Origin of the sequence: Sinorhizobium numidicum (assembly GCF_029892045.1) — a bacterium.
Taxonomy (GTDB): Bacteria; Pseudomonadota; Alphaproteobacteria; order Rhizobiales; family Rhizobiaceae; genus Sinorhizobium; species Sinorhizobium numidicum.
This window is the reverse complement of the sequence record NZ_CP120368.1, coordinates 1,967,048-1,988,566: the sequence shown is the minus strand read 5'-3', so window position 1 is coordinate 1,988,566 and position 21,519 is coordinate 1,967,048. Positions and strand designations below refer to the sequence as shown.

The 21,519-nt window shown below is 61.9% G+C and carries 19 protein-coding genes; 10 read left to right on the top strand and 9 right to left on the bottom strand.

The features are described from left to right. Window positions 1-4: 4 nt before the first annotated feature. Complete coding sequence (locus PYH37_RS20735; protein WP_280733282.1) at window positions 5-1,009, bottom strand: P1 family peptidase; 1,005 nt, start codon at window positions 1,007-1,009, stop codon at window positions 5-7. Then, a complete protein-coding gene (locus tag PYH37_RS20730; RefSeq protein ID WP_280733281.1) occupies window positions 1,006-2,094 on the bottom strand; it encodes a branched-chain amino acid ABC transporter substrate-binding protein in 1,089 nt (362 codons plus the stop codon). The genes PYH37_RS20735 and PYH37_RS20730 overlap by 4 nt, the downstream gene beginning before the upstream one ends. Window positions 2,095-2,288: 194 nt before the next feature. Here PYH37_RS20730 and PYH37_RS20725 point away from each other — a divergent pair, with 194 nt between their 5' ends. Genes PYH37_RS20725 through PYH37_RS20695 form a run of 7 tightly spaced genes read left to right on the top strand, consistent with a single transcriptional unit; the run spans window position 2,289 to window position 8,049 of the window. Continuing rightward, entirely contained in the window at window positions 2,289-2,780 is a 492-nt protein-coding gene (locus PYH37_RS20725; RefSeq protein ID WP_425336161.1) for a flavin reductase family protein, read from the top strand. A gap of 24 nt (window positions 2,781-2,804) precedes the next feature. Continuing rightward, complete coding sequence (locus PYH37_RS20720; protein WP_280733280.1) at window positions 2,805-3,734, top strand: AAA family ATPase; 930 nt, start codon at window positions 2,805-2,807, stop codon at window positions 3,732-3,734. A 5-nt stretch (window positions 3,735-3,739) separates the two neighbouring features. Beyond that, window positions 3,740-5,011, top strand: a complete 1,272-nt coding sequence (locus PYH37_RS20715; RefSeq protein WP_280733279.1) for a vWA domain-containing protein — start codon at window positions 3,740-3,742, stop codon at window positions 5,009-5,011. Window positions 5,012-5,070: 59 nt separating this feature from the next. Continuing rightward, complete coding sequence (locus tag PYH37_RS20710) at window positions 5,071-5,403, top strand: XdhC family protein (protein WP_280733278.1); 333 nt, start codon at window positions 5,071-5,073, stop codon at window positions 5,401-5,403. 3 nt (window positions 5,404-5,406) lie between these two features. Then, entirely contained in the window at window positions 5,407-6,114 is a 708-nt protein-coding gene (locus tag PYH37_RS20705; RefSeq protein WP_280733277.1) for an XdhC family protein, read from the top strand. Beyond that, entirely contained in the window at window positions 6,111-7,727 is a 1,617-nt protein-coding gene (locus PYH37_RS20700; RefSeq protein ID WP_280733276.1) for an NTP transferase domain-containing protein, read from the top strand. The genes PYH37_RS20705 and PYH37_RS20700 overlap by 4 nt, the downstream gene beginning before the upstream one ends. 4 nt (window positions 7,728-7,731) lie before the next feature. Beyond that, the gene (locus PYH37_RS20695; RefSeq protein WP_280733275.1) at window positions 7,732-8,049 is read left to right on the top strand and encodes a TfoX/Sxy family protein; all 318 of its coding nucleotides are present in this window, start codon (window positions 7,732-7,734) and stop codon (window positions 8,047-8,049) included. Window positions 8,050-8,061: 12 nt separating this feature from the next. Here the strand turns inward: PYH37_RS20695 and PYH37_RS20690 are convergent, their stop codons facing one another. The 5 genes from PYH37_RS20690 to PYH37_RS20670 form a co-directional block, all read right to left on the bottom strand. Then, on the bottom strand, window positions 8,062-8,469 hold the full coding sequence (locus PYH37_RS20690) for an NUDIX hydrolase (protein ID WP_280733274.1): 408 nt from the start codon (window positions 8,467-8,469) through the stop codon (window positions 8,062-8,064). Between the two features lie 11 nt (window positions 8,470-8,480). Beyond that, window positions 8,481-9,989, bottom strand: coding sequence for a DEAD/DEAH box helicase (locus PYH37_RS20685; RefSeq protein ID WP_280733273.1), 1,509 nt, complete (start codon window positions 9,987-9,989; stop codon window positions 8,481-8,483). Between the two features lie 199 nt (window positions 9,990-10,188). Then, window positions 10,189-11,526 carry a M23 family metallopeptidase gene (locus PYH37_RS20680; protein ID WP_280733272.1) on the bottom strand — a complete coding sequence of 446 codons (1,338 nt, stop codon included), beginning with the start codon at window positions 11,524-11,526 and terminating at the stop codon, window positions 10,189-10,191. Between the two features lie 92 nt (window positions 11,527-11,618). Next, a complete protein-coding gene (locus PYH37_RS20675) occupies window positions 11,619-12,449 on the bottom strand; it encodes a ferritin-like domain-containing protein (protein WP_425336107.1) in 831 nt (276 codons plus the stop codon). Between the two features lie 18 nt (window positions 12,450-12,467). Then, window positions 12,468-12,935, bottom strand: a complete 468-nt coding sequence (locus PYH37_RS20670; protein ID WP_280733271.1) for a peroxiredoxin — start codon at window positions 12,933-12,935, stop codon at window positions 12,468-12,470. A 397-nt stretch (window positions 12,936-13,332) separates the two neighbouring features. Here PYH37_RS20670 and PYH37_RS20665 point away from each other — a divergent pair, with 397 nt between their 5' ends. Next, the gene (locus PYH37_RS20665; RefSeq protein ID WP_280733270.1) at window positions 13,333-16,719 is read left to right on the top strand and encodes a YhdP family protein; all 3,387 of its coding nucleotides are present in this window, start codon (window positions 13,333-13,335) and stop codon (window positions 16,717-16,719) included. 52 nt (window positions 16,720-16,771) lie between these two features. Here PYH37_RS20665 and tyrS read toward each other — a convergent pair whose 3' ends face one another. Continuing rightward, entirely contained in the window at window positions 16,772-18,025 is a 1,254-nt protein-coding gene (gene tyrS / locus PYH37_RS20660) for a tyrosine--tRNA ligase (protein WP_280733269.1), read from the bottom strand. Window positions 18,026-18,153: 128 nt separating this feature from the next. Between tyrS and PYH37_RS20655 the strand changes: the two genes are divergently transcribed. Both PYH37_RS20655 and PYH37_RS20650 read left to right on the top strand, forming a co-directional pair. Further along, window positions 18,154-19,287, top strand: a complete 1,134-nt coding sequence (locus PYH37_RS20655) for an anhydro-N-acetylmuramic acid kinase (protein ID WP_280733268.1) — start codon at window positions 18,154-18,156, stop codon at window positions 19,285-19,287. A 131-nt stretch (window positions 19,288-19,418) separates the two neighbouring features. Then, complete coding sequence (locus PYH37_RS20650) at window positions 19,419-20,597, top strand: GGDEF domain-containing protein (RefSeq protein WP_280733267.1); 1,179 nt, start codon at window positions 19,419-19,421, stop codon at window positions 20,595-20,597. Window positions 20,598-20,689: 92 nt separating this feature from the next. Here PYH37_RS20650 and PYH37_RS20645 read toward each other — a convergent pair whose 3' ends face one another. Next, window positions 20,690-21,367 carry an alpha/beta hydrolase gene (locus PYH37_RS20645; protein ID WP_280733266.1) on the bottom strand — a complete coding sequence of 226 codons (678 nt, stop codon included), beginning with the start codon at window positions 21,365-21,367 and terminating at the stop codon, window positions 20,690-20,692. Between the last annotated feature and the right edge of the window lie 152 nt (window positions 21,368-21,519).

Here is a 21,519-nt window from a genome sequence, read left to right as displayed (position 1 = left end):
ATCCTTACGGAGTCGACCAACAAGACTTGACATCGTTCGCCGCCGCCGCGGCGTCGTGGACGCCGCGCGCGATCGCCCGCGCCATCGTCGCCGCCGCCGCGGCGCTAAGGTCGATGAAATCTTCGAGCAAGAGAGCCTTGCCGCTGGCGCCGGTGGAAAGCGTGAAGACGAGATCGCCGTCGAGCGGCGTGTGCGATGGCCACAGCGCACGGGAAAAACCGTCATGCGCGGCAATCGCCAGCCGTTTCGCCTCGGCCTTGGTGAGAATCGCATCGGTAGCGATGATCGCGATGGTCGTGTTGGTGGCCGCCGCCTGCCGCTCGCGAAACTTGAAGCGAGGGACTGCAGCGTCCTTCGGCCAGGGAACGGGCAGGCCAAGTCCGCCGAACTCGTCCCCCAATTCGAAGGGCGCGGCCCAGAAATGGCGCGTCTCGCCAATCGTCGCCGAACCAAGCGCGTTGACGGCAACAAGCGCACCGATGGTGACGCCGTTTGCCAGCACCGCCGATGCCGAGCCGAGGCCGCCCTTGAAGGTGGCTGTAAGCGCGCCCGTGCCTGCACCGGCACTGCCGGTCCGAAATGTCGCGGCTGCGGCGCGTACGGCTTCGTAGCCCAAATCGCGATAGGGGGAAAAACGCCCCCAATCCTTATCGCCCCCGTTGGCGAGATCGAAGAGGATAGCCGCCGGCACGATCGGGACACGGTGCGGGCCGACGGCGAAACCGCGTCCCATCTCGCGAAGGGCTGCCTGGACACCGGATGCCGCATCCAGACCGAAAGCGGAACCGCCGGAGAGCACGACTGCGTCCACGGTCTGGACCGTGTTATGAGGGGCGAGCAACTCGGTTTCCCGCGTGCCGGGGGCGCCGCCGAGAACCTGAACCGCTGCCGTCGCGGGTGGGTCGCACAGCACTGCTGTGACGCCTGACTTCAACTGATGATCCTCGGCATTGCCGACCAGCAATCCCGCGACATCCGTGATCAGATTATTAGGCCCCTGGCGCATCATTCCGCACTACCTGCGTCCGGGACGTCGACAAAGCGACCGCCCTGCCATTGCATCAGCCTATACGGCGTCTCAGCCCTTTCGTGGCTGCCATTGAACTTGATCGGCCCTAGTACTGTTGCATAAGGCCCTTTCAGGAGAGCGTCGGCAAGGGCATTGCCGTCCTTTGCGGCCTGATCTTTTGCCCGCTCGAGCAGCGACATGGCGGCGAAGGCCGGAAGCACGTAGCCTTCCGGCTCGATGCCCGCGGCGCGCATAGCCTTCACCACCGGAGCGGCTTCGTTGGACCGCGCCGCGTCCGGAACGGTCACGGCAAGCACGCCGTCCTGCAGCGGCACATCCAGGTCGGCGGCATTCAGCGTATCTCCGCCAAGAAGCGTGATCTGGACATTTTCTGCCTTTGCATCCCGCGCGATGATCGCTGTGTCGTAGCGGTCGCCGCCGGTGAAGACGTGGGTTGCGCCGCTCTTTGCCAGTCGCCGGACAAGACTGACCTGCTGTTCCTGGGCGGGACGGTACGTGTCGGTAAAGACCGGCGTTATCCCGATTTCCGCGAGGGCGCTGCGGACGCCTTCGACAAGCTCGCGGCTATGGATCGTGCCATCGTCGATCAGCGCGAGCGGCTTGCCTCGCCAATTCGCTATGATCAACTCCGTGATCGCGGCGGCTTCAGCCTTGCCGCTCGGCGCCAAGCGGTAAAGCGGCCATTTCTTCTTGAGGGCGTCCTCCATGAGGATATCCGAGCGGACGCTGAGCGTAATCGCCGGAATGCCGGCTTGGGCGAGCGCTGGCAGGGCCGCCTCCAGGCTCTCGGTGCAGAGGAAGCCGATCGCGGCTTCCGCGCCGCTTGCGAGCAGCGCTTTCGTCAGCGCTTCGCCGCCCGCGGGATCGCAGCTCTCGTTGATAAAGATCGTCTGACTTCCACGGTCGCCGGCCTGGAAGGCGGCTCCGTCGGTCACCTGCTTGCCAAGCGTGGCGAAGGGGCCCTCGGCGGGAGCGACGACAGCGACTTTCAATCCGGCGGCGAAGGCAGGGGCAGCCAGCGCCAGTCCGGCGACGAAAAGGCTCGTAACAATTGACTTAAGCATGCATTTTCCCCGCTGTCGGATGCCATGTTTTAAGGATGCGGCCCTTCTCGTCAAAGGAAAAGATGGGGCGGATGCATGCCTTGTCGCTCGCGTGATCGCAATGGCCGCTGATCCGCAAGAATTCTCGCATTCCGGGTTTTATATTTTCCGCGAGAGTCTATGTATGTGCGAGACTCGATGCGGAGCGAGATGTGTTGGAGAAAACCCGGCTGGACCCGATAACTTACCGCGACGCGATGAGTCGCATGTCCGCCCATGTGCAGTTGATCACCGCGGCCGACGGCACTGAGCGGCGTGGCGTAACCATTACTGCCTCCTGTTCGGTATCGGATGATCCGCCGACGATTCTGGCCTGCCTCAACGCGGCCAATCCGCGCAACGACATTTTTTCGCGCAGCGGCAGCTTCGCTTTGAATCTCCTTGGCCCCCAGCATATCCGGTTGGCGCATGCATTCTCCGGCCGGGACCAACTCGACATGAGCCGCCGCTTCGCGCTCGGCCGGTGGATCCAGCTGACGACCGGCGCGCCCATTCTCGTCGATGCCATCGCCGCCTTCGATTGCCGCCTGATCGAGGTCAAGATCATGGCCACCCATCTCATCCTCTTCGGCGAGGTTGTCGACGTGCAGATCGGCGGAAAGAAACCGCCGCTCATTTATGTGGACCGGGGATACCACACGCTTTAAGTTTCCCTCAGTTGCGGAGGAAATATGGCGACGCAGGAGATCGGAAAGCTGCCCCAATCCATCGATGAAACGATGGCGATGCTGGAGGCGCACGATTATCTCGCCGGCACTGCCCTCGCGACTGTTCTTTTCCTGGCTCTCAGGATGAAACGGCCGCTCTTCCTTGAAGGCGAGGCCGGTGTCGGCAAGACGGAGATCGCCAAAGTTCTCGCCCGCTCGCTCGACCGCCCGCTGATCCGCCTGCAGTGCTACGAGGGGCTCGACGTCGCATCGGCCGTCTATGAGTGGAACTATCCGGCGCAGATGCTGGAAATCCGCCTTTCGGAGGCGGCCGGCTTGGTCGATCGGCAGCGGATCGAGAGCGATATCTTCTCCGAGCGGTTCCTCATACGCCGCCCGGTGCTCCAGGCGATTTCGGCGACCGTCGGGCGAGCTCCGGTGTTCCTGATCGACGAACTCGATCGCACCGATGAGGCTTTCGAGGCCTTTCTGCTGGAAGTGCTCTCAGATTTTCAGGTCACCATACCGGAGCTTGGAACGATTAAGGCCAACGAACCGCCCGTTGTGATCATCACAACCAATCGAACGCGTGAAATTCACGACGCGCTGAAACGGCGCTGCCTCTATCACTGGGTCGATTATCCGAAAGCGGAACAGGAACTGGAGATCATCCGGCGCAAGGTGCCGGGCTGCAACGCAACCCTGTCCCGGGAGATCGTCGCTTATGTCCAGAAGCTGAGGACGGTCGATCTCTTCAAGAATCCCGGCGTGGCGGAGACGATCGACTGGGCGACAGCGCTGACCGAGCTCGACACGCTGGCACTCGATCCGGAGACGCTGGCTGATACGCTTGGCACGCTTCTCAAGTACCAGGACGATATCGCGCGGATCGAGGGCGCGGAGGGACACAAGCTGCTTGCCGAAGTAAAGGCCGAGCTGTTGGCGCAGGGCTGAACATCATGACGGGCGAGCCCCATCCCGACCGCACCGATATTTCGGCGCTACCGCCGGGCGGAGGGCGGCTCGCCGACAACATCGTTTTTTTTGCCCGCGCGCTGCGGCGAGCAGGGATGAGGATAGGTCCCGCCGCCATTGCCGATGCCATCGACGCCGTGACCCTGATCGGCATTGGTTCGCGCGATGAATTCTATGCAGCTCTTCAATGTACATTCGTCAAGCGTCACGAAGATCAGGCCCTGTTCGATGAAGCCTTCCGGCTCTTCTGGCGCTCGCGCGACGTCGTTCGGAAGATGATCGCGCTGATGTCGCCCGTGATGCCTCAGCGCCATGAAGAAAGCCGGCTGAGGCGTGCCGGCGAGGTGCGCCTCAGCGAGGCGCTCCTCAGCGGACGAGATGAGACCCGCCCGCCGGCTGACGAACCGGAAATCGAGGTCGATGCGCGCTACACCGCTTCCGGCCGAGAGCTTTTCCGCAAAGCGGACTTCGCGCAGATGACGGCTGCGGAAATCGCAGAGGCGAGGAAGGCGCTGTCGTCCCTGTTGTTGCCTTTTGATCGCGTGAGGACGCGGCGCTATCGCTCTTCCCGCCGGCCGATACGGATCGACCCGCGCACCACCATGCGCGATGCCATGCGCCTCGGCGGCGACTTCATTCTGCCCCGCTTTCGCGAGCCGCGTCTCGTTCATCCGCCGCTTGTCGTACTGGCGGATATTTCCGGCTCCATGAGCCGATACACGCGAATTTTCCTGCATTTCCTGCACGCACTGACGGAACAGCGACATCGGGTTCATACGTTCCTGTTCGGCACGCGGCTTACGAATGTCACCCGGCAGATGCGCAACCGCGATCCCGACGAGGCGCTCGACCAATGCTTGGCGGCGGTCAAGGACTGGTCGGGCGGCACGCGCATCGGCGAAACGCTGCACGAGTTCAATCGGCGCTGGTCGCGCCGTGTGCTCGGGCAGGGGGCCATCGTGCTGTTGATCACCGATGGTCTCGAACGCGATGACACGGCGGAACTCGAGATCGAGATCGACCGTCTGCATCGCTCGTGCCGCCGTCTCATCTGGCTCAACCCGCTGCTGCGTTTCGACGGATTCGAGGCGCGCGCACGGGGAGTCAGAGCGATCTTGCCGCATGTCGACGAATTTCGAGCGGCACACAATCTCGAATCCGTCGCGGAACTGGTAAGATCGCTCGCCGGTCGAGGTGCACGTGAAGCCGATCCACGACGCTTCATGCATGCGGCACAAGTCGGCCGATCACGATGATGTGGATTGATTCGGCCGAGGATCATCGCGATCTAAGGGAAAAGTGGGAGTGCCATTCGATGTTGAATCAGCCGAACGTCCTCGATCCGCTGGAGATCGTTGAAACCTGGCACAAGGAAGGCCGCGCCGTGGCGCTTGCGACGGTAATCGAGACTTGGGGCTCCGCGCCGCGTCCAGTCGGCAGTCATCTGGCGATCGACAGCGACGGGAATTTTCAGGGTTCGGTTTCGGGCGGCTGCGTTGAAGGCGCCGTGATCGCCGAGGCCGCAGACGTGATCGCGTCCGGCGTGCCGAAGGTGCTCGAATTCGGCGTTGCCGACGAAACCGCATGGCGCGTCGGTCTTTCCTGCGGCGGCCGTATCCGGGTCTATGTCGAGCGAATTGACGGCTGAACGATGCAACTGTCCACCCTCCAGACATTGAATTCGGTCCGCGCAGCGCGCCAGGCGGCCGTGGTCGTCAGTGACCTTTCGGATGGCGGCAGCCAGGTCTTCCCGGAGGGTGGCCCCCTTCCGCCGATGTGGGAAGCGGCAATCGGCGAAGCTCTGCGTTCGGGTCGGCCTCGTCTTGCAGAACTCGGAGGGCGGTCGCTTTTTTTCAATGTTCATATGCCGCCGCCACGCATCGTGGTCATCGGTGCCGTTCATATCTCGCAGGCTTTGGCCCGCCTTGCACCGGTCGCAGGCTTCGACATGGCGATTATCGACCCACGCACTGCTTTCGCGACGGTCGAGCGCTTTGGCGGCGTCGAGCTTCTCGCCGATTGGCCGGAAGACATTCTGCCCGCGCGGCCGCTGGACCGCTATACGGCTCTCGCCGCTCTGACCCACGACCCGAAGATCGATGATTATCCCATCCGCGCCGCATTGGAGGCCGGTTGCTTCTACGTCGGAGCGCTCGGCAGCCGCAAGACCCATGCGAAGCGCGTGGAGCGTCTGTCGCAAGCTGGCGTTTCGGCCGAGGAGACCGCACGGATCAAGGCACCGATCGGCCTCGACATCGGCGCTTCGAGCCCGTCCGAAATCGCCGTCGCCGTGCTGGCGGAGATCATCGAAGCATTGCGCCGCCGCGACCTGACCGGCCAGCAGGGAGAGGCAAAATGAGGTTCGGCCCCGCGCAGCTCGCCGAGGCGGAAGGCGCCATTCTCGCACATGCGGTGAAGACCGCGACGCAGAAGCTGGCGAAAGGCCATCGTTTGACCGCTGCGGACCTCGCCTTACTTGCCGAAGCCGATGTGGCGGAGGTAATTGTGGCCAGGCTCGACCCGGACGACCTGCCGGAAAACGAGGCCGCAGCAAAAATTGCCGCAGCCATCGCCCCGGATCACCTACGCTTCTCCGAGGCATCGACCGGCAGGGTCAACGTCTACGCTACAGTCGCCGGTCTTTTCGTCGCGAATCGCGCGGCCATCGATCGAATAAACCGGATTGATCCGGCGATCACGCTCGCTTGTCTCGCCGACCACGTTGCCGTCGACGCCGGCGACATGGTGGCGACGATCAAGATCATCCCGCTCGCAGTGCCAGGCAAGTTCATCGCGCGAGCCGAAACCGTATTGCGCGCCGAGCCGGCCTTCGAGGTCAAACCATTTACGCGGCGGCGTGCCGCGCTGATTGCAACCGAGTTGCCGTCGCTGAAGAGCCAGGTAATGGACAAGACCCATGCCGTGCTCGCCGCTCGCCTTACCCGGTCCGGAAGCCCACTCCTGACCGAGCATCGCGTCGCTCATTCGGAGAGGGCAGTTGCCGATGCCATCGCCGAGCTCAAGTCGACCCATGATCTGCTCATCGTCTTTGGCGCCTCTGCGGTCGCCGATCCGGATGATGTGATCCCGGCTGCCATCCGGCATGCGGGCGGCGTTGTCGAGCATGTCGGGATGCCCGTCGACCCCGGCAATCTGCTGGTCCTCGGCCGGCTTGGCGACATTCCGGTTGTTGGAGCGCCGGGATGCGCCCGGAGCCCGAGAGAGAACGGTTTCGACTGGATTCTCGATCGTCTGCTTGCTGGAGAGTGGCCGAGCCGGGAAGACATCACCGGGCTCGGCGTCGGCGGGCTTCTCAAGGAAATCCCGACCAGGCCGCAACCCCGGGAAACGGCCATCAGGCAACAGCAAGGCCCCGTGGCGATCGTGGTCCTGGCTGCGGGCACGGCAACCCGGATGGGACCAGGCGGCCAGCACAAGCTCCTCGCCGAATTCGGCGGCACTCCATTGATCCGCCGTTCGGTTGACACGGCCCTTGCCGCAGGAGCAAGCAGGGTCGTCGTCGTTACCGGCTATCGCGAGGCAGAGATCCGGGCCGCGCTCACCGGCCTGCCGGTGACATTCGTGTCCAATCCAGATTATGCCAGCGGCATGGCCTCATCGCTTGTGGCGGGGCTGTCGGCGCTGGAGGGAACAGTCAGCGGCATGCTGGTGATGCTCGCCGACATGCCCGGCATTACCTCCGACCATCTGTCGAAGCTAATCTCGGCCTTCGATGCAGAATCAGGAAAAGCGGTCGTACGGGCCGTCGCCGGCGGCCAACGCGGTAATCCCGTCATTCTACCGAGAGAAACTTTTGGCGCCGTCAGGCAGCTCGTCGGCGATGTCGGAGCAAGACATATCGTCGAGCGCAGCGGGCTTCCGGTGATCGATGTGGAACTCGGTGCCGCCGCCCGCCTGGACCTCGACACGCCGGAAGTCATCGTTGCGGCCGGTGGTGTATTAAGGGAGTGACACGATGGACAACACGGCAATCGAGGAAATGTTCGAAACCCTGGGACCGGTCAAGATCCGCCGCATGTTCGGCGGCAAGGGCATCTATTTAGAAGGTGTCATCTTCGCGCTCGAAGTGGACGGTGAGATCCTTCTGAAGGGTGACGCACAGTCGGCGCCCGAATTCGAAGAGGCAGGCAGTCGGCAATGGACCTACGACGGCAAGGGCAAACCGGTGAAGATGCCCTATTGGAGCATTCCCGACTCCGCTCTCGACGATCCGGACGAAATGGCCCGTTGGGCGAGGACCGCTTACGAGGCCGCACTCAGAGCGAAGAAATAAAATTGAAGGCCTCTAACCGAGCGCCCGCACGGCATCCGCAGCGAAGCGTGACAGCGGTTGGGGCAGGGCGGAGAGGTCGAACCAGCCGATATCGGAAAGTTTGTCCGGCTCAGTGAGGCGCGGCTCGCCGGAAAAATCTTCCGTCACATAGATGAGGGAGATCCAGTGCTGCCTGTCGGCTTCGATCATTTGCTCGCTGAGGCAGAGAAAGCGCGCCGAATGAATCGCGAGCCCGCTTTCCTCCTCGGCCTCGCGCCGCGCGGCATCCTCCGAGCGCTCCATGTGGTCGACCTTGCCGCCGACGATGCTCCAGTGTCCTGCCTCCGGCGCCTTCAACCGGCGGCAAAGAAGAAGCTTGCCGTCGCGCATGACAGCGAGACCGCAGCCGAGACCGGGAAAATCGACGCCGGGACGCGCCATCGGGCCTAAGATCAGGCCTTGCCAACGATCAGCATGAAGGCCGGAATCTCGTCGCCGAAACCGATCGGCGTCGGGCCATCGTCATAATCGCGGCGGTGCCGGCTGCGGCGGTCGCGGTTGTCGTCATTTGCCGCGCTCTGTGCACGGCCAAGACGATCGTTGCGGCCAGCGTGGCCCTGCTTGCTGGTGTCGGTATTGCGTTGCGGTTTCACGGCTTCCGCCCTTTCCACGACTGGTTCGATTTCAGCCGCACTATCGGCGGTCGCGGTATCAGGTCTACGATCGGAACGGCCCTTGCTGGAGCGTTCCACATCTTTTTTTCGATCCCTGCGACCGTCGCGTCCACGTTCGCGCCGATTGTCGTGGCTTTCCATCGGCTCCGGCAGTTCGGAAAGATCGCCGTTCAGCCACTCGACCTTCTGGTCGATCAGCTTTTCGATGGCGTCGGCGAACTTGATGTCGCGCTTGGTGACGAGCGTGAAGGAGGCGCCAGAACGGCCGGCGCGCCCGGTGCGGCCAATGCGGTGAACATAGTCTTCAGCATGGATCGGCACGTCGAAATTGAAGACGTGGCTGACGTCCGGAATATCCAGCCCGCGCGCCGCGACGTCGGAAGCAACGAGCAGCTTGATGTTGCCGTCCTTGAAATTTGCGAGCATCGCCATGCGCGAACGCTGGTCCATGTCACCGTGGAGAGCGCCGACCGAAAAGCCGTGGCGGTCAAGCGAACGGAAGAGATCGGCGACATCCTTCTTGCGGTTGCAGAAGATGATCGCGTTCTTCAAATCGTCCTGGGCGCGAATAAGATCGCGAAGCGTGGCGCGCTTCTCGTAATCCTTCGCATGTGCAGCAACGAAGCGTTGCGTCACCGTCGTTGCCGTCGAGGCGCGGCGCGCCACTTCCAGGCGCTCCGGATTCTGCAGGAAACGGTCGGCGAGCTTCTGGATTTCCGCTGGCATCGTCGCCGAGAAAAACAGCGTCTGCCGGGTGAACGGAATGAGCTTGGCAATGCGCTCGATATCCGGAATGAAACCCATGTCGAGCATGCGATCGGCTTCGTCGATAACCAAGATCTCGACGCCGCTCATCAAGAGTTTGCCGCGCTCGAAGTGGTCGAGAAGGCGGCCGGGCGTGCAGATCAGAACGTCGGCGCCGCGCTCAAGCTTCCGGTCCTGCTCGTCGAACGAAACGCCGCCGATCAGAAGAGCGATGTTCAGCTTGTGATTCTTGCCGTACTTGTCGAAGTTCTCGGCAACCTGAGCGGCAAGCTCGCGCGTCGGCTCCAGAATCAGTGTGCGCGGCATGCGCGCACGGGCGCGTCCCTTTTCCAGAAGGGTCAGCATCGGCAGCACGAAGGATGCCGTCTTCCCGGTTCCGGTCTGCGCAATACCGAGAATATCACGACGTTGCAGTGCCGGGGGAATGGCGCCAGCCTGGATCGGTGTTGGAGTCGTATAGCCCGCGTCGGTAACTGCGGAGAGAACTTTTTGGCTCAGGCCAAGGTCAGCAAAATTTGTCAAAGGGGAAACTGTTTCCGTTCCGGTTCAATAGAACACTGCTCGATCGATGGGAAATACACCACCACGTGGCGGCGCTCTTAAGCCCAAAGGCGGCGAAAGTCAAGAAATCCAGCACCTTGAAGCGCGGTAAGGTGAACAGATGCGAATCTGTCATGCGTCTTGTCAATAAGAGAGGCAGGCGGCTGCCGATTTCCGGTCGTCAGTTCATGTAGCCGGCAACCTTCACGCCGGCTCGGAGAAAGCGCATCGGATCCACAGCCTGGCCGTTCAGGCGGATCTCGTAATGCAGGTGCGGGCCTGTTGATCGTCCGGTAGTTCCGGACTTGCCGATGACTTCGTCCGCCGTCACGCGATCGCCGGTACTGACGAGGATGACGGCCAGGTGAGCATAGCGCGTCGCTACGCCGTTGCCGTGGTCGATCTCGATCATATTACCGTATCCGCCCGCCGGTCCGGCCATGGTGACTGTACCGGCTGCGGTCGAACGAATGCGCGTGCCGGTCGCCGCGCGAAAATCGATGCCGGCGTGAAGCGCCAAACGCCCGAGAAAGGGATCCAGGCGGTTGCCGAAGTTGCTGGTAATATCGCTTGCCGGCGCAGGATTTGCCAAGGGAAGCTTTCGGGCTGCATCACGGGTCTGTTCCAGTTCCAGAAGAGCGCTGTCGAGCGCAGCAAGCGACTGATCGAACCGATCCTCAATCTGCGGCTCCACGAACGGACCGCCGATCGCCGTTTCGTCAGCCGGGCTTGCGGCGTTTGAAGCTTCTGTGGTCGTGGGGGCGGGCAGTGTAAAGCCTGTTTGTTCGACTATCGTCCTGATGGCGTCGGATGTCCGGGAGGCGCTGCTCGTCAGTTGCAGAACGTGCGCCATCTGCTCGCGCTCTATGCCTTTCAGCGACAGCGTGACCTTTGAAAAAATCCGGTCGGTCTGATCGGAAATGGGTTCCTGGTCGCCTTTCGCGGTGAAAGCGGGGCCGTAGCCGAGCGCACCGAGAGGCGGCGGTGCTTCGGAAGTCTCCCCGCCGATGCCCATGATCTCTTCGATCGCCTCGGCACCGCCGTTACCCGCGGCGCTTTTTCCATAGGCCAGCGGCTCCGTAGCCCGCACGGCCGCAGCTTGGCCCGCATCTTCTACAAGCTCGCCACCCTCGGCTAGCGCTCCGACTTTGCCGCTCCGCGAGAACAGCGCCAGTTGTTGCTGCAGCAGCTTTTCAACCTTCTCTTCCACGATCTGCTGATCCAGCAGTTGCCGGCTGGTCACCCGGTCCACGAGCGCCCGAAGTGCCGTGATTCGGTCCTCATACTCGTGCTGCATGCGCGCCTGGCGCGCGATCGTGCCGCCGATGAGATCGTCCCGGAGCACGAGATAGGTAGTCGCGGCGAGATATCCGATGCCAAAGACGCCTATGACGGACGCACCGAGCGCCACCATCCAGGGCCGAACCGTCATGTGCCTGACTTTGTCGCCGCTCGCCAGTATCAGAACGTGATTCTGCCTGCGTTTTCCGAAGCCGCCGTTTGCCGGACGAACAGACACCACATCACCCCTGCCAGATGCGAACTCACTCGCGTTTCCCCACGGCAATTACACTTTATTAGGGTTAAGAAAGAGTTGAGTGGCTTGCGCCATCAGATGTTGGTGGACGCCGTCATCGATCGGTAGAAGGACGGCGTCAGACCGGCTTCTGCGCGGGCAATATCGTTGAAGGGCGCCTTCAGCGGACCGCGAAAATTCGCCCGCACCAGCGCTTGGAAAGTCGCGGCCGGATCTCTCTTCTGCCGTGCGCAGAGAAAGCGGAACCATTTCGCCCCGACGGCGACATGGCCTTTCTCGTCTTCGTAGATAACGTCCAGAACGGCGGCACTTTCATGATCGCCGGTTTCCCGCATCTTCGCCTGCAAGGCCGGCGTCACGTCAAGGCCGCGGGCCTCGAGAATGAGAGGGACGACGGCAAGGCGCGCCGTCAGGTCGTTGCGCGTATCGTGAGCGGCCTGCCAGAGACCGTCATGGGCCGGGAGATCGCCGTAATCCGCTCCGAGTTCGTTCAACCGTTGCCGCACCATACGAAAATGCTTGGCTTCCTCGAAGGCGACCTGCATCCACCCATCGAAGAAGGAATTGGGTACCGGCTCGGCAGCGAAGCGGGCGACGATGTCGAGAGCCAGATCGACCGCGTTCAATTCGATATGAGCGATCGCATGGAGGAGAGCGATGCGGCCTTTCAGTGAACCGAGCGAGCGCCGCTTGACCTGCGTCGGCGGTATCAGCAGCGGTTTTGCCGGCCGGCCCGGCCGCGCTGGGACGGCCCGATCGAGCGGAGACCGAAGCGACAGCGTACGCGCCTGCCACCGCCGAGCCGCCTCCTGCGCGAGCTCAGTCTTGACGGCGAGGTCCGCCGCACGGATCGCTTCGACGGCACCGCCGCGCAAACTGTGGAATCGTGTAAGGTTCGACAGCATCCCGTCGCCCCGATCTTCTCAGAGTGCTTTCGCTGCGGCCAGCACTTCGTTCGCATGTCCCGCCACTCTGACTTTTTCCCATATCCGGTCGATCTTGCCGTCCCGCCCAATGAGAAACGTCGTGCGCTCGACGCCCATGTATTCGCGGCCGTACATGCTCTTTTCGACCCAGACGCCGTAGGCGTTGACGACGGCCTTTTCCTCATCCGCCGCCAGAGCGACCGTCAGATTATGCTTCTTAGTGAAGCGATCGTGGCTCTTGGCCGAATCAGGCGATACTCCGACCAAAGCAATCCCGGCGGAGGCGAATTCATCGGCCAGCTCCGAAAAGGAGATGGCCTCCTCGGTGCAGGTCTTGGTATCGTCCTTGGGGTAGAAGAACAGCACCACCGGTTTGCCGCGAAGTGCGGCAAGCGAGATTGAACCCCCGCCGTCGCGAGGAAGTTCGAAGTCCGGGGCGACATCGCCAGGTCCCAATCGTGCCATGAATAAACCTTTCTTACGCCAAGTTTTGCGAACATTCCGAGACTAGAGCGAAGCGAGAAAAAGCGTGAAGTGGCTCCGCATCCAGCCATCTGGAGTGCCGGCGCCTCAGTCGAACATGCGCGCGGGGCTAGGGCAATAACGAAAATCCTCAACGGTCGTCCAGCGGATTTGTGTTAGGTTTGACAGGTGGCGGATGGCTTTTATGGCTAAGGCCCTGTCAAAGCGCCGTCGCATGCAAACGGACGTGTCGCGCTTTCCACAGCATGAGCGACAAAGCGTGGTGACTTGGTTCGGCGAATTGTGATTTACATGGGCGAGAAGAGGCTCGGCCTTTGCGCGCGGCAGGCCTCGCAGGGAAATATGCAATGCCAAAATCAGGTGGGGGGCGCCCGCTCCGATGAGTGATATCCGGGGCGAAAGGGTTTGCTTTCGCAAGGACGACATCGTCGCTCTGCACGCGCTGCCCTCGGCGCAAGCTCATAATCCGGTCATCGTGCATGCACCGCGGCCTGGCGGTATGCTGCGCCTTTGCGGCAAGATTTTTCTCTGCTGCCTGCTCGTTAGCTTCCTCATCGTTGCCTTCCTCGTCGCCGTGATCGAGAGCGGTTTTGTCGACAGGCCGCTGAACGACCGCGCGCGCGCGGCGCTCAACGGCGCCCTCGGGGGGAACTACAGCGCCGATGTCGACGACACCGTCCTCCGCGTGACGGCGGGCGGCGCGCTTGCGCTCAAGGCGCGCGGCGTGACCCTGAACGAGGGTGGTTCCGGCCGCCCCGTTGCCAGGCTCGGTGCAGTCTCGATCGCCCTCGATCCTTTTGCGCTGATGACTGGACGCATCGCGGTGTCGAGGCTCGAAGCGGAGGGAGGGGAACTCGACACCGGTTTGTTGCCACGTGGCGAGCCGATCGATCTGACCGCTATCCGAATCGCCGATGTCGGTGCCGCCCTCGAAAAACTGTTCGGGCATATCGACGGGATGTCGCGGTTAACCGCGAGAAGCGCGACGCAGACCGTTGAGCTTTCGGATTTCAGCCTGTCCGTGACCGGCACGCGCGGACGAGCCGTTCCCGTCGATATAAAAAAGCTGGCGTTCAGTCGCGATCCGGACGGCTCCATACGCGTTGAGGGCACCGTCGCGTTCGACGGCAGCGAAGCGCATCTCGCGGCGCGGGCGTTCGGCGACGAGGAACGCATCGCCGGTATCGAGGCGGCGCTCGACGCCTTGCCGCTCGCGCCGTTCCTTTACCATGGCAAGTCCGGCAACGAGGAGGCCTTCGGCATCGAGGCGGCCGCCGGCGTCAACCTGAAAGCCACGCGCGGGGCGGAAGGGAGGAAGCCGGCGCTCACAGTGAGCGTCAAGACTTCCGAGGGGGCCTTCCATGCCGGGGGGCTGGTTTCCGCTCTCAACCCGTCGAAGCTGGACGCTTCCTATGACTTCGAGCGCGCGTCGGTTGAAATACTGCCATCGATGATCAAGATCGGTCGTTCGACCTTTCCCTTCACCGGTGCCTTGATCGATCTCGACAAGGTTGCCAACCCCGACGAGAAGGGCTTCGCCGTCGATCTTCTACTGACGAACGCCAATTCCAACCCCGAAGACATGCAGGAGCCGCCGCTCACCTTTGACGCCAAGGCGAGCGGGCGATTTGAATCCGACACCCACCGCCTGATTTTCGACCAACTGGCGATATCGAGCCCGCTCGGCTCCATGGCGAGCTCGCTTTCGGTCGCTTTCGGCAAGACATCGCCGCAGATCAGTTTTGCCGCTCTCAGCGACAGGATGCATTCGACAGCCGTCAAGCAGTTGTGGCCCTGGTGGGTTGCGAGGGGCGCCCGGCGATGGGCGATCGGCAACCTCTTCGGCGGCACGGTGAGCGATGCGCGCATAGAGGTTTCCATTCCGGAAGGGCGCATCGCCAACACCGAGGGCGAGTTGAAGCTCAACGAGCACGAACTCAACATCAACTTCGCCATCGACGATACACGCATCAATATTACCGGAGAGATTCCGCCACTCCGCGACACATCCGGGCATTTCACGCTGAGCGGCGAGCGCATGTCCGTCGATGTTCGAAAGGGTGCGGCGTATTTCCCGTCGGGCCGCTCCGTGGGACTGAACGGCGGCGACTTCATCATTCCGGACGTCTACAGCAAGCCGCTGATGGCCGAAATGAAGATCGAGGTCGGCGGCCAGGCCGACGCCATAGCCGAGCTCGTCCGCTATAAGCCGATCCAGGCGCTTCAGAAGACGCCCTTCATACCGGAAGATTTCACCGGCCCGATGACGGCCCTGGTCGGCGCGCGATTTGGCCTCATCTCGGATCAGAAGCCGCCGCCACCGCTATGGCAGGCGGAAATGCAGCTTCAGGACGTCTCGATCAATCGACCTGTCGCCGGTCGTTCGATCGCCAATCTTTCCGGGACGATGAGGATCGATAACGCCCGGGCCCGCCTTGAGGCGGACGCCTTGATCGACGGCGCAAAGATGCGGATCGCCTTGACCGAACCGGTGGACCCGACATCGAAAGTAACGAGAACGCGCGAAATCTCCGGAACGCTTGACGGCGCTGCGCGCCGAAAGATCGCACCCGCCTTGTCCGGCATCGTCAGCGGGCCGGTCGGTGTCGATGTTTCGCTTGCCGAAGACGGCAGCCAGGTCGTGAAGGCTGACCTCGGCAGGGCCTCGCTGTCGCTGCCGTGGATCGGCTGGAGCAAGGGTGCCGGTATCAGCGCCAAGGCCGAGTTCACGGTCAAGGCGAGCGAGAGGCTGACGGAGATAAACGATTTCCAGATTACCGGCGACGGCTTCGGTGCTAGCGGCGACCTGCGCGTCGACGACGCTGGCCTGGCATCTGCCAAGTTGAACGGCGTTCGCTTGGCAGGTGGCGACGATTTCGCGGTAACAGTCGATCGGAGCAAGGGCGGTTACGCCGTGGCGCTCACCGGCGCCGCTGCGGATATCAGACCGGCGCTGGTCCGGGCCAAGAGTGAATCCGGCTCCCGTGACAGCGGCAATATCAAGATCAATGCGCGGCTTGACCGCGTCACCGGATTCAACGGTGAAGTCCTCTCCAATGTAAACTTCGTCTATTCGAAACGCGGACAACAGATCGATGACATCGATCTCTCGGCTCTTACGGTAAGCGGGCAGGCGGTGGTCGCCCGGCTGGTCAAAGCGGGAGCCGACAACACGCTCGAACTGACGACGAGCGACGCCGGCGCTTTCGCGCGCTTCGTCGATATCTATCGCAATATGCGCGGCGGGCTCCTGAACTTGCGCCTGCGCGACCGCGGCGCTAACTCCTGGCGCGGCAGCGTGGACTTCAGAAAGTTCTCCCTTGTAGGCGAGCAGAGGCTGCAATCGATGGTCTCGACACCGGCGGGCCAGGATGGCCGTAGCCTCAATCAGGCGGTACGACGCGATATCGACGTGAGCACGGCGCGGTTCGAGCGCGGCTTCGCCCAACTCCTTCTGGATCAGGGTGCCATCCGGGTGGATAACGGTGTCCTGCGTGGCGTCGACGTCGGCGCGACTTTCCAGGGCACGGTCCGCGACGCCAACGGCCGCATGGATATGACGGGAACATTCATGCCGGCCTATGGGCTGAACCGACTCTTCGGCGAACTGCCGCTGATCGGCGTCCTGCTCGGCAATGGTCGCGATCGCGGCCTGCTCGGCATCACCTTCAAGCTGACGGGACGGTTCGACCAGCCGAATCTGACGATCAACCCGCTGTCGATCATAGCCCCCGGCGTCTTCCGCAATATTTTCGAGTTCCAATGAAAAAAGGCCGGTACTGGGACCGGCCTGCAGATATTTTCTGCTCTTCGCTGGCTTAGAGCGGCCGCACGAGAATGTGCTTCTTCTTGCCGAGCGATAGCTTGATGACGCCATCTGCGGTGATGTCGCCGCTTCCGACGACCCGACGTTCGTCGTTGATCTGCTCATCGTTGACCCTGACGGCTCCGCCCTGCACGTGACGTCGAGCCTCGCCGTTCGAAGCCGCAAGGCCGGCACGCACGACGAGCGTCAACAGGCCGAGGCCCGATTCAAGTTCGGGAGCAGGGATCTCGACCGACGGCAGATTCTCGGCAAGCGCGCCTTCCTCGAAGGTCTTGCGTGCGGTTTCGGCAGCATTTTCAGCCGCATCTCGACCGTGAAGGATTGCAGTCACCTCAGTTGCCAGGATTTTCTTCGCCTCGTTGATCTCCGATCCACCCAAGGCGGCGAGACGGTTGATTTCCGTCATCGGCAATTTCGTAAAGAGTTTCATGAAGCGGATGACGTCGGCATCCTCGGTGTTTCGCCAGTACTGCCAGAAATCGTAGACGGACAGTAGTTCCGCATTCAACCATACTGCACCCGAAGCAGACTTGCCCATCTTCGCGCCTGAGGATGTCGTGAGCAACGGGGAAGTAAGCGCGTAAAGCTGCGGGGTACCCATTCTGTGGCCGAGATCGATGCCGTTGACGATGTTGCCCCACTGGTCAGAGCCACCCATCTGAAGGCGGCAATCATAGCGCTTATTAAGCTCAACGAAATCGTAGGCTTGGAGGATCATGTAGTTGAACTCGAGGAATGACAGCGAGTGCTCCCGATCGAGCCGCGTCTTCACGCTGTCGAAGGAGAGCATACGATTCACCGAGAAGTGGCGGCCGACATCGCGCAGAAATTCGAGGTAGTTAAGCGAACGCAGCCATTCAGCGTTGTTAACCATCAACGCCCGGTTCGGACCGTTGTCGTAATCGAGGTAGTTGGCGAAAACGCGCTTAATCGAAGCGATGTTGTTTTCAATCGTCTCCACTGTCATCAGTTGCCGCGCTTCGTCCTTGAAAGACGGGTCTCCGACCATGCCCGTACCACCGCCCATCAGCGAGATCGGCCGATGGCCCGTCGCCTGAAACCAGTGCAGGAGCATGATCTGAGTAAGGTGTCCGACATGCAAGCTCGATGCCGTGGGATCATATCCGACATAGGCAGTTACAGTTTCCTTCCGCAGCAGATCGTCGAGGCCGGTTTCATCGGAAATCTGGTGGATGAAACCGCGTTCGCTGAGGGTATGGAGGAAATCGGACTTGAACTCAGACATAAGCAGGCTCTTTCGGCTGGGTAGGACGTCTGCGGGCGGCGTTTATCATTGTTTTGTCGAAAGTGCACCTTTTTGCTTGGCCGGTGTTTTTGTTATGAACGTGCGAAGCAAGCGGTGCGGAGGAATGCATGGGCAGGGTGTGGACGGCAATCGGGCTGATGAGCGGAACGAGCATGGACGGTATCGACGTCGCGCTGCTGCAGACCGATGGCGAGACGCTTGTCCTGCGCGGACCGTCGGCGGGGTACGCCTATGATGCGCGATTCCGAGAGCGGCTGAAGCAGGGGCTCGACGACGCCAGATCGATTGGCAAACGGGACGAGCGGCCCGGAACGCTCGCAGAGCTTGAGCGCGATCTGACTGAGCGACATGCCGACGCAGTCAGGACATTTTTACGTGAAAACAACCTGCTAGAGGAAAAGATTGACGTAATAGGTTTTCATGGGCAAACGGTTCTGCACCGCCCCGACCATGCCTTGACCGTGCAGATTGGTGACGGCGCGCTACTGACACGGGAAACGCATATCGACGTGGTCTATGACATGCGGGCCAACGACATGATCCATGGCGGGCAGGGAGCGCCGCTCATTCCCGCCTATCATGCAGCGCTGGCGCGCGGCTTGTCGGAAAGAGGGGAAATCGACGCTCCTGTCGTCTTCGTCAATATCGGCGGCATCTCCAATCTCACCTTCATCGGCGGCGACGGAGTCATCGCCTACGACAGCGGTCCCGGCAATACCCTGATCGACCAGTGGGTAGAGGCACATGCCGGCATCCCCTACGATCAGGGCGGGATGATAGCGAGCGAAGGCGCCGTCTTGCCGGAGCTTGCCAAACGGTATCTTTCTCATCCCTTCTTTACCGCTGAAAAACGCCGTTCGCTCGACCGCAACGACTTTGCGCCCCCCTCGGGCAGTGAGGCGAGCCTTGAGGATGGTGCTCGCACCCTGGCGCATGTGACGGCCGCAGCCATCATCCAGTCTGCGCGGCATCTTCCGGCCGCGCCCGCGACTTACGTCGCTTGTGGCGGAGGCCGCCTCAATCCGGTCATCATGCGGGATCTTGCCTCGCTGGCGGATGCGACGGGCGCGCGGGTGCTGGCGGCCGAAGCGCTAGGGCTGAACGGCGATTCGATGGAAGCGGAAGCCTGGGCTTATCTCGCCGTCAGATCGCTCCGCGGCCTGCCCTTGACATATCCTCAGACAACGGGCGTCAGCCATCCGGTGAGTGGCGGGCGCTTGGCAGCAAAGCCCGAAGCGTAGGAAGCGTGACTTTGACGTCGAGCGGCGCCGTTTAATCATTTTTTCGTGCGCGATCGCTAATCTGCTCTCGTTCCGCGACGAGCGATTTTGCGGATCGATCGGTCTGCAATGAGGACTTTCGGATTCTGTCGATGGGTGGTGCGATTTCGCTTCTGGCCGTGAACTTCATCATTGCCCAGATCTTCGTTGTGGCCTTTCTGACTATCGCGGCGAAGAGCCGCGCTGGACAGCCGGCGATCTGGTGTGCCGCCGGATTCGGCGTCGCCTCGCTATCGGCCGTCTTTGAGACCGTTCTGCCGTTTACGCCAGTGCCGCGGCTCTTTGCCATCGGCGCCTTTGCAAGCGTGCTTGCCGGCTTCAGCTTGCTTCGCCTGGGGCTCGGGTTCTTCTATCGCGTCCCGGTGCGTCTGCCTGTGCTTGCTGCCTTCTTCGTTGGCTCGGTGATCGTCGATCTCGCGATCTATGACCTTCGGCGCGGAACGCTGCAGCACGCTTTCTTCTATCAAATGCCGTTCTTCGTCATTCAGGCGTGGTCCGCCTCGACGATCATCCGGTCGCGCCGCCGGTCTTATGCGGATTGGATCCTGTTTGGGCTTCTGGCGCTGAGCTCAGCCTATTTCATTTTCAAGATCTATGCCGCGATCGCCGCCGGATCCGGGACGACTGCGGCGGATTACCTTGCCAGCCCGTTCGCGCTGATCTCGCAGGCGATAGGCGCCATGCTGATCGTCGGCACGGGAGTGGCGATGCTCGGTGTCATGGTCAAGGATATCGTCGACGAGGCCCGTGCCAGTTCTGAAATCGACGCGCTTTCCAATCTCTGCAACCGCCGAGGCTTCGCAGAGCGCGTGGCGCCTCTGCTGCGACAGCGCGATCCCGGCACGCTGATCCTCACCGATCTCGACCGTTTCAAGCTGGTCAACGACACCTATGGCCATCCTGTCGGCGACGAGGTGATCCGCCAGTTTTCGCGCGTCCTTCTCGAGCTGATGCCAAGTCGGGCCGTGGCCGGCCGTCTCGGTGGCGAAGAGTTCGCCGTGTTTCTGCCGCGCGTCGAACTGGACGAGGCGCGTGTGCTCGCGCACGGGATGCGCGCGGCGATCACTTCGATGCGGATCGACGGTCTGCCGGAAGCCACTGCGGTTACGGCAAGCTTCGGCGTCGCGGCGATTATGTCGGGAGAATCACTGGAGGCGGCGATACAGCGGGCCGACAAGGCGCTTTACGCCGCCAAGTCAGCTGGCAGAAACCGGGTGGAATGCGCAGAACCGCCAGCGCGCGTCATGCCCCATCTGGTGGGAAGGCCTTAGCCGGCCGTCGTGCGGCCAATGTGTGAAGAATGCATGTCGGCCCGAAGATCGATCTCGATTTCGGGCTGAATTATCGGAACGGACTCGGTTCGTCAGCGGATGCGCTTTGCCGCGGGCTCGGGCACCAGTTCGCCATTGAGGCGGCGGTCGAGATAATCCTCGCATTCCGCCATCAGCGTTTCGACCTGGCCATTGAAGAAATGGTTTGCGCCGGGAATGGTCTTGTGCGTGATCAGAATGCCCTTCTGCGCCTTGAGCTTGTCGACGAGGCCGTTTACGTCCTTCTCCGGCGCGACCTTGTCGGCATCGCCGTTGATGATCAGCCCGGACGAGGGGCAGGGCGCCAGAAACGAGAAATCGTAGATGTTCGGCTGTGGCGCCACCGCCATGAATCCTTCGATCTCCGGACGACGCATCAGCAGCTGCATGCCGATCCAGGCGCCGAAGGAATAGCCGGCGACCCAGCAGCTCTTCGAATCAGGATGCAGGCTCTGCACCCAGTCGAGTGCGGAAGCTGCGTCGGAAAGCTCGCCCGCGCCATGATCGAATTCGCCCTGGCTGCGCCCGATGCCCCTGAAGTTGAAGCGCAAGGTAGTGAAACCACGCTTCTGGAACATGTAGAAGAGCTGGTAAACGATCTGGTTGTTCATCGTACCGCCGAACTGCGGGTGCGGATGCAGGATGATCGCAATCGGTGCGCTCTTCTGCTTCGAAGGCTGGTAGCGGCCTTCCAGGCGACCGGCTGGTCCGTTGAAGATGATTTCGGGCATTGGCTCTCCGGGAATGTTTCTGGTTCAAATCACGGTTTCAGTGCCGATCTGTCTTGACTAAAGCAGTCAGCTTTTCTAAAACCTACTTTAGAACCGTTCAAAACTTCGGCGCGGGCATTCCGCCATGTGCTCGTCTCATAAGGCAAGCGGCG